Source organism: Acidovorax sp. KPB24-07 (genome assembly GCF_057543315.1).
In genome coordinates this window covers 1-13,459 of sequence record NZ_BAAJYS010000091.1, presented here as the reverse complement: position 1 = coordinate 13,459, position 13,459 = coordinate 1, and the positions used below count along the sequence as shown (strand labels likewise).

Below are 13,459 nucleotides of genomic sequence, written 5' to 3'. Positions count from 1 at the left end.
GTTCTGCGCCTCGTCGATGATGAGCACGTTGTTGCGGCCCGCCGCATGGGCCTGCAGCAGGAAGGCATTCAACGGGTCGATGCAGTCCTTGACCGTCTCGGAGCCCGGCACCGCCGGGGTGTGCGCCACGCCGAACTCGTCGCAGATGGAGCGCAGCAGCTCGCCCACCGTGAGCCGCGGATTGAAGATGTAGGCCACGTTGCAGTGCGCCGGGATCTGCTCCAGGAAGCACCGGCACACCGTGGTCTTGCCGGTGCCGATCTCGCCGGTCAGCAGCACGAAGCCGCCACCGGCGTCCAGGCCGTAGAGCAGGTGCGCCAGCGCCTCGCGGTGGCGGTCGCTCATGAACAGATAGCGCGGGTCGGGGGCGATGGAAAACGGCGCGTGCTCCAGGCCGAAAAACGGGGCGTACATGGCGGCAAGGATACCGCCCTGCCGTGGCGGTCCTGCAGCGGCGCGCTTTCCCCCTGGACCCGCCACGGGCAGGGTTACACCCGTCAGGAGTTTCCCGCAAATTGTCGTCGGCAAGACAAGAAGACGTCAAAGCGGTTCCTACCATCCGTTGCATCTCCCTTGCATGGCTGCGCGCCCCGCCAGCAGCCTCGGCGGACACCACCGGTAGGAACAGGCATGACGACCACCTTCCCCCAACTGCTGCTGCGGCACGCCGCCGAACGGCCCACTGACGCGGCGCTGCGCGAAAAGGAATACGGCATCTGGCAGACCCACACCTGGTCGGGCCTGGCCGCCATGGTGGAGACGCTGTGCGCCGGCCTGCACCAGGCCGGGCTGCACGCGGGCGAGCACCTGGTGGTGGTGGGCGCCAACCGCCCGCGCCTGTATGCCACCATGCTCGCGGCGCAGTCGCTGGGTGCCATTCCCGTGCCGCTGTACCAGGATGCGGTGGCCGCCGAATGCATCTACCCCCTGAACAACGCCGAGGTGCGCTTTTGCGTGGTGGAAGACCAGGAGCAGGTGGACAAGCTGCTGGAGATCCGCGCGCAGTGCCCCGCCCTATCGCACCTGTATTTCGACGATCCGCGCGGCCTGCGAAACTACAGCGAGCCGGGCCTGGCGTCGCTCGATGCCCTGGTCGAGGCCGGCACCGCCTTCGTGGCGCAGAACCCCGGCTGGTTCCGCGCGCAGGTCGACCGGGTGCAGCCCGGCGACGTGGCGGCCATGTTCTTCACCTCGGGCACCACGGGCAACCCCAAGGGCGTGGTGCACACGCACGCCACCTTGCTCGACCGCGCGCAGGCCGGCGCCGAGTTCGACCGCCTGACGTCGGCCGAGGAGGTGCTGGCCTACCTGCCGCCCGCGTGGATCGGGCAGAACATCTTCAGCTACTCGCAGTGGCTGGCCTGCGGCTACGTGGTGAACTGCCCCGAGTCGGCCGGCACCGTCTCCATCGACCTGAAGGAGGTCGGCCCCACCTACTACTTCGCCCCGCCGCGCATCTTCGAGGGCCTGCTCACCAGCGTGATGATCCGCATGGAAGACGCGGGCGCGCTCAAGCGCAAGATGTTCCACGCCTGCATGGCGGTGGCCCGCCGCGTGGGCCCGGCGCGCATGGACGGCCAGCCCATGGGCTTGCTGGACCGCATCAAGTACGCGCTGGGCGACCTGCTGGTCTATGGCCCGCTGCGCAACAACCTGGGCTTTTCGCGCGTGCGGGTGGCCTACACGGCCGGCGAGGCCATCGGGCCGGACCTGTTCACCTTCTACCGCTCGATCGGCATCAACTTGAAGCAGTTGTACGGCTCCACCGAGACCGCCGTGTTCGTGTGCCTGCAGCCCGACCACCAGGCGCGCGCCGACACCGTGGGCGTGCCGATCCGCGGCGTGCAGATCCAGGTGGCCGACAACGGCGAGATCCTCGTCAAGTCCGCCGGCCTGCTCAAGGAGTACTACAAGAACCCCGCCGCCACGGCCGAGGTGCTCACGGCCGACGGCTGGTATCGCACGAGCGATGCAGGCTTTCTCGATGCGCACGGTCACCTCAAGATCATCGACCGCGTGAAGGACGTGGGCCGCATCCAGGGCGGCGCCAACGACGGCGCCATGTTCGCGCCCAAGTACGTGGAGAACAAGCTCAAGTTCTTTCCGTACATCAAGGAGGCCGTGGCCCTGGGCGACCGGCGCGAGAAGGTGTGCGCCATGGTCAACATCGACTTCGACGCCGTGGGCAACTGGGCCGAGCGCCGCAACCTGCCCTACGCGGGCTACACCGACCTGGCGCAAAAGCCCGAGGTGTACGAGCTGATCCGCGACTGCGTGGAGAAGGTGAACGCCGACCTCGCAGGCGATGCGCTGCTGGCGGGCAGCCAGATCAGCCGCTTTCTCGTGCTGCACAAGGAACTGGATGCCGACGACGGCGAGCTCACGCGCACCAACAAGGTCCGCCGCGGCTTCATCGCCGACAAGTACGGCACGCTGGTGGAGGCGCTGTACGCCGGCCGCACCGAACAGTTCATCGAGACGCAGGTCAAGTTCGAGGACGGCCGCACGGGCAGCGTGAGCGCCACGCTCAAGCTCGACGACGCCCGGACCTTCGCCCCGACGAAGCAGGCCGCCTGACCGCAACGCCGCAAGACCCCACCATGACCACCAAGAAGATCGGCGACGTCATCCTCGACGTCCAGAACATCAGCCTGCGGTTCGGGGGCGTGAAAGCGCTCACCGACATCTCGTTCAACGTGCGCGAGCACGAGATCCGCGCCATCATCGGCCCCAACGGCGCGGGCAAGAGTTCGATGCTCAACTGCATCAACGGCGTCTACGCGCCGCAGGACGGCTCCATCACCTTCCGGGGCAAGACGTTCTCGCACATGAACTCGCGCCAGGTGGCCGAGATGGGCGTGGCGCGCACCTTCCAGAACCTGGCGCTGTTCAAGGGCATGAGCGTGATCGACAACATCATGTCGGGGCGCAACCTCAAGATCAAGAGCAACCTCTTCCTGCAGGCGCTGCGCATCGGCCCGGCCGAGCGCGAGGAGATGCGCCACCGCGCGTTCGTCGAACGCATCATCGATTTCCTGGAGATCCAGGCCTGGCGCAAGACGCCCGTGGGCCAGCTGCCCTACGGCCTGCAAAAGCGCGTGGACCTGGGCCGGGCCCTGGCGATGGAGCCGCAGGTGCTGCTGCTGGACGAGCCCATGGCCGGCATGAACGTGGAGGAAAAGCAGGACATGTGCCGCTTCATCCTCGACGTGAACGACGAGTTCGGCACCACCATCGTGCTCATCGAGCACGACATGGGCGTGGTGATGGACATCTCCGACCGCGTGGTCGTGCTCGACTACGGCAAGAAGATCGGCGATGGCACGCCCGACGAAGTGCGCAGCAACGACGACGTGATCAGCGCCTATCTCGGCACCTCGCACTGACCGGAGAACACACACCATGGCTTTCTTTCTCGAAACCCTGATCGGCGGCCTGATGGCGGGCATGCTGTATTCGCTGGTGGCCCTGGGCTTCGTGCTGATCTACAAGGCCTCGGGCGTCTTCAACTTCGCGCAGGGCGCGATGGTGCTGTTCGCGGCGCTCGCGATGGCCCGGCTGTCCGAATGGATTCCCCAATGGACCGGCATCGACAGCCGGCTGCTGGCCGGCATCGCGGCCTTCGTCCTGGCCGGCGCGCTCATGTTCGTGGTGGCCTGGTGCATCGAGCGGCTGGTGCTGCGCCACCTGGTCAACCAGGAAGGCGCCACGCTGCTCATGGCCACGCTGGGCATCACCTACTTCCTCGAAGGCCTGGGCCAGACGATGTTCGGCAGCGACATCTACAAGATCGACATCGGCATGCCCAAGGAGCCGATCTTCGCCCTCGAGTCGATGTTCGAGGGCGGCGTGCTCATCAACAAGGAAGACGTGATCGCCGCCGCCATCGCCGCGGGGCTGGTGATCCTGCTGAGCATCTTCTTTCAGAAGACCTCCACCGGCCGCGCGCTGCGCGCCGTGGCCGACGACCACCAGGCGGCGCAGTCCATCGGCATTCCGCTCAACCGCATCTGGGTGATCGTGTGGTGCGTGGCGGGCGTGGTGGCACTGGTGGCCGGAATGATCTGGGGCAGCAAGCTGGGCGTGCAGTTCTCGCTCACCACGGTGGCGCTGCGCGCGCTGCCGGTGGTGATCCTGGGCGGCCTCACCTCGGTGCCGGGGGCCATCATCGGCGGGCTGATCATCGGCGTGGGCGAGAAGCTCTCCGAGGTGTACCTGGGGCCCTTCGTGGGCGGGGGCATCGAGATCTGGTTCGCGTACGTGCTGGCGCTGGTCTTTCTCCTCTTCAGGCCCCAGGGCTTGTTCGGAGAGAAGATCATCGACCGCGTGTAACCCATAACGACGAGAACACAGGAGACACGCCATGCTCTACCGCGAAAACGGCCAGTTCAAGACCAGCTACCGCGCCGACCAGCAGATCTTTCCCATCGCGCAGGACCGCATCGCCATGGTGGTGCTGCTGGCCGTGGCCTTCATCGCCGTGCCGATGCTGGCGAGCGACTATTTCTTCCGCGCGATCCTGATCCCGCTGGTCATCATGTCCATGGCCGCGCTCGGCGTGAACATCCTCGTGGGCTACTGCGGGCAGATCTCGCTGGGCTCGGGGGCCTTCATGGCCGTGGGCGCCTACGGGGCCTACAACTTCTTCGTGCGCGTGCCGGGCCTGCCGCTCATTCCGGCCATCGTGCTGGGCGGGCTGTGCGCCACGTTCTTCGGCATCCTCTTCGGGCTGCCCAGCCTGCGCGTGAAGGGGCTGTACCTGGCGGTGGCCACGCTGGCGGCGCAGTTCTTCAGCGACTGGATGTTCCTGCGCATCAAGTGGTTCACCAACAACTCCGACTCGGGCTCGGTGTCGGTCAACGGACTGCAGGTGTTCGGTATGCCCATCGAAAGCGCGCAGTCCAAGTACCTCTTTTGCCTCGCCCTGCTCGTGGTGGTGGCGCTGCTGGCCAAGAACCTGGTGCGCGGCGCGGTGGGCCGCGAGTGGATGGCCATCCGCGACATGGACGTGGCTGCCGCGGTGATCGGCATCCGCCCCATGTACGCCAAGCTCAGCGCCTTCGCCGTCAGCTCGTTCATCGTGGGCATGGCCGGCGCGCTGTGGGCCTTCGTGCACCTGGGCGCGTGGGAGCCTGCGGCGTTCTCGGTGGAGGTGTCGTTCCGGCTGCTGTTCATGGTGATCATCGGCGGGCTGGGCTCGATCATGGGCGGCTTCTTCGGCGCGGCCTTCATCGTGGTGCTGCCCATCGTGCTCAACCAGTTCCTGCCCGCGCTGATGGGCCTGTTCGGCATCCACATCTCCACGGCCGGCGTGTCGCACGCCGAGCTGATGATCTTCGGCGCGCTCATCGTGTGGTTCCTCATCGTCGAGCCGCACGGCCTGGCCAAGCTGTGGTCCACGGCCAAACAGAAACTGCGCCTGTGGCCCTTCCCACACTGATCCACCCGGTTCCCCCCGCGCTTCAATCCATTCAATTTCCAAGGAGAGACAAATGAAGCTTTCGAAACTCGTGATCGCCGCCCTCGTGGCGGCAGGCAGTGTGTCCGTGGCGACCAGCGCCGTCGCGCAGGCCAAGGAGCAGTTCTTTCCGCTGCTGTCGTACCGTACGGGGCCGTATGCGCCCAACGGCGTGCCGTGGGCCAACGGCAAGCAGGACTACATCAAGATGATCAACGCGCGCGACGGCGGCGTGAACGGTGTCAAGCTCACGTTCGAGGAATGCGAGACCGGCTACGCCACCGACCGCGGTGTGGAGTGCTACGAGCGCCTGAAGGGCCGCCCCGGCGTGGCGCTGTTCGATCCGCAGGCCACCGGCATCACCTTCGCGCTGACCGAAAAAGCCCCGGTGGACAAGATCCCGCTGATGACGCTGGGCTACGGCCTGTCGGTCGCGCAGGACGGCATGGCCTTCAAGTGGAACTTCCCCTTCATGGGCAGCTACTGGACGGGCGCCGACATCCTGATCCAGCACATCGGCAAGCAGGCCGGCGGGCTGGACAAGCTCAAGGGCAAGAAGATCGCGCTGGTCTACCACGACAGCCCGTTCGGCAAGGAGCCCATTCCGGTGCTGCAGGAGCGCGCCAGGATGCACGGCTTCGAGCTGCAGATGCTGCCGGTGACCGCCCCTGGCGTGGAGCAGAAGGCCACCTGGCTGCAGGTGCGCCAGAGCCGCCCCGACTACGTGCTGCTGTGGGGCTGGGGCGTGATGAACTCCACCGCCCTGAAGGAAGCGCAGGCCACGGGCTTCCCGCGCGACAAGCTCTATGGCGTGTGGTGGGCCGGCGCCGAGCCGGACGTGCGCGACGTGGGCGAAGGCGCCAAGGGCTACCACGCGCTGGCGCTGAACGGCTACGGCACGCAGTCCAAGGTGATCCAGGACATCCTGAAGAACGTGCACGACAAGGGCCAGGGCACGGGGCCGAAGGACGAGGTGGGATCAGTGCTGTACACGCGCGGCGTGATCATCCAGATGCTGGCCGTCGAGGCCGTGCGCCGCGCGCAGGAGCGCTTCGGCAAGGGCAAGGTCATGACCGGCGAGCAGGTGCGCTGGGGCATGGAGAACCTCGCGCTCGATCAGAAGAAGCTCGACGCGCTGGGCTTCAACGGGATCATGCGGCCGCTGTCCACGAGCTGCTCCGACCACATGGGCTCCACCTGGTCGCGCGTGCACACCTGGGACGGCAAGAAGTGGGACTTCTCCTCCGACTGGTACCAGGCCGACGAGCAGATCCTGAAACCCATGATCAAGGCCGGCTCCGACAAGTACCTGGCCGACAAGAAGATGACGCGGCGGGATGCGGCCGACTGCCAGAGCTAAGGACAACCCCCTGAGCCGCTGCGCGGCTTCCCCCTTCTCTGGCTTCGCTGTGCGAAGCGGAAGGGGACGACGCCAGCGCCGCGGGGCGCCCTTGCGCGGCGTCTGCTGGCGTGGGGCGCGCCGGTTTTTTGAGGCTGTGTTCACAGCCGCCAATCGAAAGCGTTGCACCGCAGCGCTTTCGATTGGCACAGCGAAGGCAACACCATGGAACCCAGAAACATCGTCCTGAACGTCAACGGCATCGAGGTCATCTACAACCACGTGATCCTCGTGCTCAAGGGCGTCTCGCTGCAGGTGCCCGAAGGCGGCATCGTCGCCATCCTGGGGGGCAACGGCGCGGGCAAGACCACCACGCTGCGCGCCATCTCCAACCTGCTGCAGGGCGAGCGCGGCGCGGTCACCAAGGGCAGCATCGAACTGCGGGGCGAGCGCATCGAGAACCTCTCGCCCGCCGACCTCGTGCAGCGCGGCGTGGTGCAGGTGATGGAGGGGCGCCACTGTTTCGCCCACCTCACCATCGAAGAGAACCTGATGACGGGCTCGTACACCCGCACCAGCCGCGCCGAGATCGCGGCCAACCTGGAGAAGGTGTACGCGTACTTCCCGCGCCTGAAGACCCGCCGCACCTCGCAGGCCGCCTACACCTCGGGCGGCGAGCAGCAGATGTGCGCCATCGGCCGCGCGCTCATGGCCAACCCCAGCATGGTGCTGCTCGACGAGCCCTCGATGGGCCTGGCGCCGCAGATCGTGGAGGAGGTCTTCAACATCGTGAAGGACCTCAACACCAAGGAAAAGGTGACCTTCCTGCTGGCCGAGCAGAACACCAACATGGCGCTCAAATACTCGGACTACGGCTACATCATGGAAAGCGGCCGCGTGGTGATGGACGGCGCGGCGAGCGACCTGGCCAACAACGAGGACGTGAAGGAGTTCTACCTGGGTGTCGGCGGCGGCGAGCGCAAGAGCTTCAAGGACGTCAAGAGCTACAAGCGCCGCAAGCGCTGGCTGGCCTAGGTCCACCGCGAGTCCGGCGCGCCGCGACCGCGCGGCGCAGTCCAGCCCACCATTTGCCTGTCTCCCATCCCCAGCACGCCCAGAACGTGCACCCCGGAGGTATATCCATGAGCGTTTTCTACGACGACCTCGAAACCCGCCCGCCCGAAGCCCGCGAAAGCGCATTGATGGCCGCGCTGCCCGCGCAGGTGGCGCATGCGCAGCGGGCCTCGCCCGCGTTCGCCGGCATCCTGCAGGGCATCGATCCGGCGGGCATCGCCACGCGCCAGGCACTGGCCACCTTGCCGGTCACGCGCAAGCACGAGCTGCTCGCGCGCCAGCAGGCCGGCCGTGCCACCAACGTGTTCGGCGGATTCAGCGCGCTGTCGTTCGGCGCCGCCATGCCGCGCGTGTTCGCCAGCCCCGGCACGCTGTACGAACCGGAGGGCACGCGGCGCGACTACTGGCGCATGGCGCGCGCCATCCACGCCGCCGGCTTTCGGCCCGGCGAGCTGATCCACAACAGCTTCAGCTACCACTTCGTGCCCGCCGGCTCGATGATGGAAACCGGCGCCCATGCGCTGGGCTGCTCGGTGTTCCCGGGCGGCACGGGCCAGACCGAGCAGCAGGTGCAGGCCATGGCCGAACTGAAACCCGCGGGCTACATCGGCACGCCGAGCTTTCTCAAGATCCTGCTGGACAAGGCGGCCGAGCTGGGCACGCCGCTGCCCAGCGTGGGCAAGGCCCTGGTCTCGGGCGAGGCGTTTCCGCCCTCGCTGCGCGACTGGCTGGCCGGGCGCGGCGTGGCCGGCTACCAGTGCTATGCCACGGCCGACCTGGGCCTGATCGCTTACGAAACCACTGCGCGCGAAGGCCTGGTGCTGGACGAGGGCGTGATCGTGGAGATCGTGCGGCCCGGCACCGGCGACCCGGTGCCCGAAGGCGAGGTGGGCGAACTGGTGGTGACCACGCTCAACCCCGACTACCCGCTGATCCGCTTCGGCACGGGTGACCTCTCGGCCGTGCTGCCGGGCACCTGCCCCACCGGCCGCACCAACACCCGCATCCAGGGCTGGATGGGCCGGGCCGATCAGACCACCAAGGTGCGCGGCATGTTCGTGCACCCCGGCCAGGTGGCCGACATCGTGCGGCGCTTTCCGCAGGTGCTGCGCGCGCGCCTGGTGGTGAGCGGCGAGATGGCCAGCGACCAGATGCTGCTGCGCGTGGAAACCACCGAGACCGCCGCCGGCCTGGCCGTGCAATTGGCCGAAGCGATGCGCGAGCAGACCAAGCTGCGCGGCGAGGTCGAGATGGTGGCCCCCGGCACGCTGCCCAACGACGGCCGTGTGATCGAGGACGCACGCAGCTATCGATGAGCCCGGCAGCCGCCCACTGCATCGTCGCACTTGCCGCTCCCATATTAATAGCTGAAAAACCAATACAGACCAGCGCTGCAGGTCTATAAACCTTTAAACCCCTACACGTTACTGCTAAGTAATTACCTTGATGGCGGTGTAAAAACCGGTGGCTATCATGGCGCGTCTTTTCAAAGGAACCTCATGAAAACTACATTCAAGACCGCACTGGTGGCCGTTGCCGTGGCCGCCGCTTTCGGCGCGCAGGCGCAGGGTTTTCCCTCCAAGGACAAGACGGTCACGATCGTCGTTCCTTTCGCCGCCGGCGGCCCGACCGACCGCGTGGCACGCGATCTGGCGGAGGCCATGCGCAAGCCGCTGGGTGGGGTGAGCGTGGTGATCGACAACGCCGCGGGCGCAGGCAGCAGCATCGGCACCGCCAAGGTGGCGCGCGCCAGTGCCGACGGCTATACCCTGCTGCTCAACCACATCGCCATGGCCACCATGCCGGCGCTGTACCGCAAGCTGCCGTTCAGCGTGCCCAACGACTTTGAATACCTGGGCGTCGTGAACGACGTGCCCATGACGCTCATCGCTAAGCCCACGCTGCCCGCCAACAACTACAAGGAACTGGCCACCTGGATCGAGCAGAACAAGGGCAAGATCAACCTGGGCCATGCGGGCCTGGGCGCCGCGTCCCACCTGTGCGGCCTGCTGTACCAGAGCGCGATCAAGGTCGAGATGACCCCCGTGCCCTACAAGGGCACGGCACCCGCCATCACCGACCTGATCGGTGGCCAGATCGACCTGCTGTGCGACCAGACCACCAACACCACCTCGCAGATCGAGGCCAAGAAGGTCAAGGCCTACGCGGTCACCACGCCCAAGCGCCTCACCACGCCATCCCTCAAGGACCTGCCCACGCTGGCCGAGTCCGGCGTGAAGGACTTCCAGGTCACGATCTGGCACGGCCTGTACGCGCCCAAGGGCACGCCCGCCGACGTGCTCAAGAAGCTCAACGACGCCCTGAAGGCCGCGCTGAAGGACCCCGACTTCATCAAGAAGCAGGAAGGCCTGGGCGCCGTGGTGGCGGCCGACCAGCGCGTCGAACCCGCCGAGCACAAGAAGTTCGTGCAGGCCGAGATCGACAAGTGGGGCCCCATCATCAAGGCCGCCGGCACCTACGCCGACTGATCCCACTGACGGGCCGGGCACTGCGCCACACGCAGCGCCCGCGCATCGCCCCGACCGCCCCAGGCCTTGCGCCCCGGGGCGGTTTTCTTCTTGGGGCGTGCATTTTGCGAGGCGTGGAACGCGCTCCGGCCTACGGGTCATCCCTCTGCCCGCCTCGCGCAGCGGCGCCTACAACGGGGGATTGACCGCCAGCCCCAAGGACCGATCCCCATGCGCTTTTCCGCCACCCCGTCCAAGACCCTTCGCCAGCCCCTTGCCACGCCGCGCCGCCGCGCGCTGGCGCTCGCCGCCCTGCTGCTGGCCGCCGGCCTTTGGAACGCGATGCCCGGCGCCCATGCCCAGTCCGGCGCATGGCCCACCAAGCCGGTGTGCATCGTCGTGCCGTTCGCCCCCGGCGGCACCACCGACATCCTGGCGCGCGCCGTGGCACCCGAGCTGGGCCGCGCCTTCGGCCAGCAGTTCATCGTGGACAACCGGGGCGGCGCGGGCGGCAACATCGGCGCCGAAGTGGTCGCCAAGTCGCCGGCCGACGGCTACACCCTGCTGATGGGCACGGTCGGCACGCACGGCATCAACCGCGCGCTGTACAGCAAGCTGCCGTACGACCCCATCAAGGACTTCGTGCCCATCACCCTCGTGGCGGCCGTGCCCAACGTGATGGAGATCAACGCCGACAAGGCGCGCACGCTGGGCATCCAGTCCGTGCCCGACTTCATCCGCTACGCCAAGGCCCACCCCGGCCAGCTGAACATGGCATCGAGCGGCAACGGCACCTCGATCCACCTGGCCGGCGAGCTGTTCAAGAGCATGACCGGGACCTACATGCTGCACATGCCCTACCGCGGCTCCGGCCCCGCGCTGCTGGACCTGGTGGGCGGCAACATGGACGTGATGTTCGACAACCTGCCGTCTTCCATGGCGCAGATCAAGGCCGGCAAGCTCAAGGCCCTGGCCGTGACCAGCGCCCACCGCTCGCCCGCCCTGCCCGATGTGCCCACGGTCGAAGAGGTCGGCGGCCCGGATCTCAAGGGCTACGAGGCCAGCTCGTGGTTCGGCCTGCTCGCCCCCGCCGGGACCCCGCCTGAGATCGTGGCCCGCATCCAGCAGGAAACCGCCAAGGCCCTGGCCACCCCGGCCGTCAAGGAGCGCCTGCTGGCGCAGGGCGCGATCCCCGGCGGCAACTCGCCGGCCGACTTCGCCAAACACATCGACAGCGAACACCGCAAGTGGGCGCAGGTGGTGAAGGCGTCGGGCGCAAAGGTGGATTGAGCCGCGGTGGCGCGGCCGCACGCCTCTCGGTGGGCGTTCAGTACGCGCTGACCGCCCGGGCGATCAACCCATCCGGATAGGGCTGCATGCCGTTTTCCAGCTGCACGATGGTGCGCATGACCGGCGGCAGGGTCGCGGCGTTCAGGCAGATGAAGGCGTGGGGGCTGATGTCCAGGCTGCCGGCGACCTGCCGCACGTAGTCGCAGGGATCGCACTCGCCGCAGGCTGCCCAGCGGCGGATGATGCCGTCGATGGTGCACAGCTGGTACTTGGCCTGGTAGTTGCGCAGCAGCAGGGCCATGGCGCGCAGGCCCCAGTACGGCTCGCAGAACACCACGAACCGGGGGTCGGCCGACTGGTCCTCGGCCATGCCGCGCCAGCCGATGTGGTTGCGCACGATGTTGCCGGGATTGTGGTTGCGGATGCCGCGCGGAACGAGAGTCAACATGAAAAGCGGTGAGAACGCAGGATATGGTGCCCACGGTGGGGCGCTGGGCCCGGGTCTCGCGTCACGGTCGCTCGACCCCTGGCTTCGGACTCGAACTGTAGGTGCCCGGGTCCTGAAATTCACGCTTTCCATGCCGCGCTGAAGCAGGTTTCAGAACTTTTAAGGTCGGGCCGGCCCGATCGGCACCACGGGTGCCGCGCTGCGGAAATTCGAAACGTTCTCGCCTGAAAAATCCGGCATGCCGGCCCCGATCCTGGCCTTCACTTCCTCCGCCAGGAGGGACTTGCATGCCGCGGCCGACGCCCGCGTGCCCGGCCTCATGGCGGCCTGCCGCAGCGCCGGTCCGGCCTGGTTCACCAGACCACGTCGTGCCCTTCCGCGGCGCTGCGTTGGAGCATGTCGATGATCGGCGCCGCGCGCTGGCGCAGGCGCACGGTGTCGGGGCGCTCGCCCGCATCGTCGTCCTCGCTGCCCGGCGCTCGCCGGCATCGGACCGACCCTTGGCGTCGTCGGCTGCGACGGCGGCTTCCAGTGCCTGGAGCGCGGCGGGGATCTGCGCGGCGGTGACGATGCCGTGCGGGTCGGTGCCCTTGCCCATGATCTGCAGCAGCTGGCGGCCGTTGGCCTCCAGCATGATGACGTCGGCGGTGGCGCGGGATTTGAACTTGTACAGCATGGGTGGCGAGGGTCCTTGGTAAGGGTGGGTGGGTAGGTAGGTAGGGGTGATGGGGTGGCTTGCAGCCGTCAATGCCCGGCCGGGCCGGTGCGTGAATGCATGTAGTCGCGGGTGAAAGGATAGTCCGACTGGGCCCCGCGCAGGGCGCCGGTGGCCAGGTCGCCGTCGGGCCGCGCGGCCAGCATCTGGTGCAGGGCCATCCAGCCGCGCTCGAATCCCATGGCGCTGCCGGCCAGGTAGAGGCGGTAGGCGCGCAGGGCACGCTCGCCCTGCGGCGCGCCGACCCCGGCCGAGAGCACGCGCAGCGCTTCCTGCAGCCGCGCCTCCAGCGCGTCGGACCAGGCCCAGAGCGTGCGCGCGTAGTGCGGGCGCAGGTTCTCGGTGTCCACCATCTCCAGGCCGCTGGCCGCCAGATCGTGCAGCACGGCGCTCACATGCAGCAGCTCGCCGCCCGGGAAGATGTACTTTTCGATGAAGTCGCCCAGTCCCGCGCCCAGCTGCGCGTTGTCCACGCCGCCCGAGGTGATGCCGTGGTTGAGCAGCAGCCCGCCGGGCCGCAAAAGCCGGCGCACGGTGGCGAAGTAATCGGGCATGTGCGCGCGGCCCACGTGCTCGAACATGCCCACCGAGGCGATGCGGTCGAACGGCGCGGGCTCGGGGTGCTGCAGTTCGCGGTAGTCGCGCAGTTCCATGCGCACGCGGCCCG

At 67.6% G+C, this 13,459-nt stretch carries 12 protein-coding genes and 1 pseudogene; 9 read left to right on the top strand and 4 right to left on the bottom strand.

Going from position 1 to position 13,459, the window contains the following annotated elements; translation table 11 throughout:
* Nucleotides 1-414, bottom strand: a 414-nt coding sequence (locus tag AC27IQ_RS11930) for an ExeA family protein (RefSeq protein WP_487089596.1), incomplete at its 3' end; no start/stop codon positions are given.
* 216 nt (nt 415-630) lie between these two features.
* On the opposite strand from AC27IQ_RS11930, the gene AC27IQ_RS11925 reads away from it, so the two are divergent.
* The 9 genes from AC27IQ_RS11925 to AC27IQ_RS11885 all read left to right on the top strand — a co-directional run bounded on the left by AC27IQ_RS11925 (nt 631) and on the right by AC27IQ_RS11885 (nt 11,629).
* A complete protein-coding gene (locus AC27IQ_RS11925; RefSeq protein WP_487089595.1) occupies nt 631-2,577 on the top strand; it encodes an AMP-dependent synthetase/ligase in 1,947 nt (648 codons plus the stop codon).
* Nucleotides 2,578-2,600: 23 nt separating this feature from the next.
* Nucleotides 2,601-3,386 (top strand): ABC transporter ATP-binding protein, encoded by a 786-nt coding sequence (locus tag AC27IQ_RS11920; RefSeq protein WP_284401399.1) that lies wholly within the window; start codon nt 2,601-2,603, stop codon nt 3,384-3,386.
* 16 nt (nt 3,387-3,402) lie between these two features.
* Entirely contained in the window at nt 3,403-4,332 is a 930-nt protein-coding gene (locus AC27IQ_RS11915) for a branched-chain amino acid ABC transporter permease (protein ID WP_272567053.1), read from the top strand.
* Between the two features lie 31 nt (nt 4,333-4,363).
* On the top strand, nt 4,364-5,440 hold the full coding sequence (locus tag AC27IQ_RS11910) for a branched-chain amino acid ABC transporter permease (protein ID WP_272567051.1): 1,077 nt from the start codon (nt 4,364-4,366) through the stop codon (nt 5,438-5,440).
* Between the two features lie 52 nt (nt 5,441-5,492).
* The gene (locus AC27IQ_RS11905; protein WP_487089594.1) at nt 5,493-6,818 is read left to right on the top strand and encodes an ABC transporter substrate-binding protein; all 1,326 of its coding nucleotides are present in this window, start codon (nt 5,493-5,495) and stop codon (nt 6,816-6,818) included.
* Nucleotides 6,819-7,022: 204 nt separating this feature from the next.
* A complete protein-coding gene (locus AC27IQ_RS11900) occupies nt 7,023-7,832 on the top strand; it encodes an ABC transporter ATP-binding protein (protein WP_272567047.1) in 810 nt (269 codons plus the stop codon).
* 107 nt (nt 7,833-7,939) lie between these two features.
* Nucleotides 7,940-9,187: a phenylacetate--CoA ligase family protein gene (locus AC27IQ_RS11895; RefSeq protein WP_272567046.1), complete on the top strand. Its 1,248-nt coding sequence runs from the start codon at nt 7,940-7,942 to the stop codon at nt 9,185-9,187.
* A gap of 183 nt (nt 9,188-9,370) precedes the next feature.
* Nucleotides 9,371-10,360: a tripartite tricarboxylate transporter substrate-binding protein gene (locus AC27IQ_RS11890; RefSeq protein WP_487089593.1), complete on the top strand. Its 990-nt coding sequence runs from the start codon at nt 9,371-9,373 to the stop codon at nt 10,358-10,360.
* 210 nt (nt 10,361-10,570) lie between these two features.
* The gene (locus tag AC27IQ_RS11885; RefSeq protein ID WP_487089592.1) at nt 10,571-11,629 is read left to right on the top strand and encodes a Bug family tripartite tricarboxylate transporter substrate binding protein; all 1,059 of its coding nucleotides are present in this window, start codon (nt 10,571-10,573) and stop codon (nt 11,627-11,629) included.
* A gap of 37 nt (nt 11,630-11,666) precedes the next feature.
* Here AC27IQ_RS11885 and AC27IQ_RS11880 read toward each other — a convergent pair whose 3' ends face one another.
* From AC27IQ_RS11880 to AC27IQ_RS11870, 3 genes and pseudogenes are all read right to left on the bottom strand, one after another.
* Complete coding sequence (locus tag AC27IQ_RS11880) at nt 11,667-12,077, bottom strand: structural protein P5 (protein WP_284431647.1); 411 nt, start codon at nt 12,075-12,077, stop codon at nt 11,667-11,669.
* A gap of 353 nt (nt 12,078-12,430) precedes the next feature.
* Nucleotides 12,431-12,753 (bottom strand): annotated as a pseudogene (locus AC27IQ_RS11875) (DUF1840 domain-containing protein).
* Between the two features lie 68 nt (nt 12,754-12,821).
* A partial coding sequence (locus AC27IQ_RS11870; protein WP_487089591.1) for a class I SAM-dependent methyltransferase occupies nt 12,822-13,459 on the bottom strand: 638 nt, incomplete at its 5' end.

Coding starts and splice junctions, on each gene's coding strand:
- AC27IQ_RS11925 (WP_487089595.1), top strand. CDS start 631: ATGACGACCACCTTCCCCCAACTGCTGCTGCGGCACGCCGCCGAACGG.
- AC27IQ_RS11920 (WP_284401399.1), top strand. CDS start 2,601: ATGACCACCAAGAAGATCGGCGACGTCATCCTCGACGTCCAGAACATC.
- AC27IQ_RS11915 (WP_272567053.1), top strand. CDS start 3,403: ATGGCTTTCTTTCTCGAAACCCTGATCGGCGGCCTGATGGCGGGCATG.
- AC27IQ_RS11910 (WP_272567051.1), top strand. CDS start 4,364: ATGCTCTACCGCGAAAACGGCCAGTTCAAGACCAGCTACCGCGCCGAC.
- AC27IQ_RS11905 (WP_487089594.1), top strand. CDS start 5,493: ATGAAGCTTTCGAAACTCGTGATCGCCGCCCTCGTGGCGGCAGGCAGT.
- AC27IQ_RS11900 (WP_272567047.1), top strand. CDS start 7,023: ATGGAACCCAGAAACATCGTCCTGAACGTCAACGGCATCGAGGTCATC.
- AC27IQ_RS11895 (WP_272567046.1), top strand. CDS start 7,940: ATGAGCGTTTTCTACGACGACCTCGAAACCCGCCCGCCCGAAGCCCGC.
- AC27IQ_RS11890 (WP_487089593.1), top strand. CDS start 9,371: ATGAAAACTACATTCAAGACCGCACTGGTGGCCGTTGCCGTGGCCGCC.
- AC27IQ_RS11885 (WP_487089592.1), top strand. CDS start 10,571: ATGCGCTTTTCCGCCACCCCGTCCAAGACCCTTCGCCAGCCCCTTGCC.
- AC27IQ_RS11880 (WP_284431647.1), bottom strand. CDS start 12,077: ATGTTGACTCTCGTTCCGCGCGGCATCCGCAACCACAATCCCGGCAAC.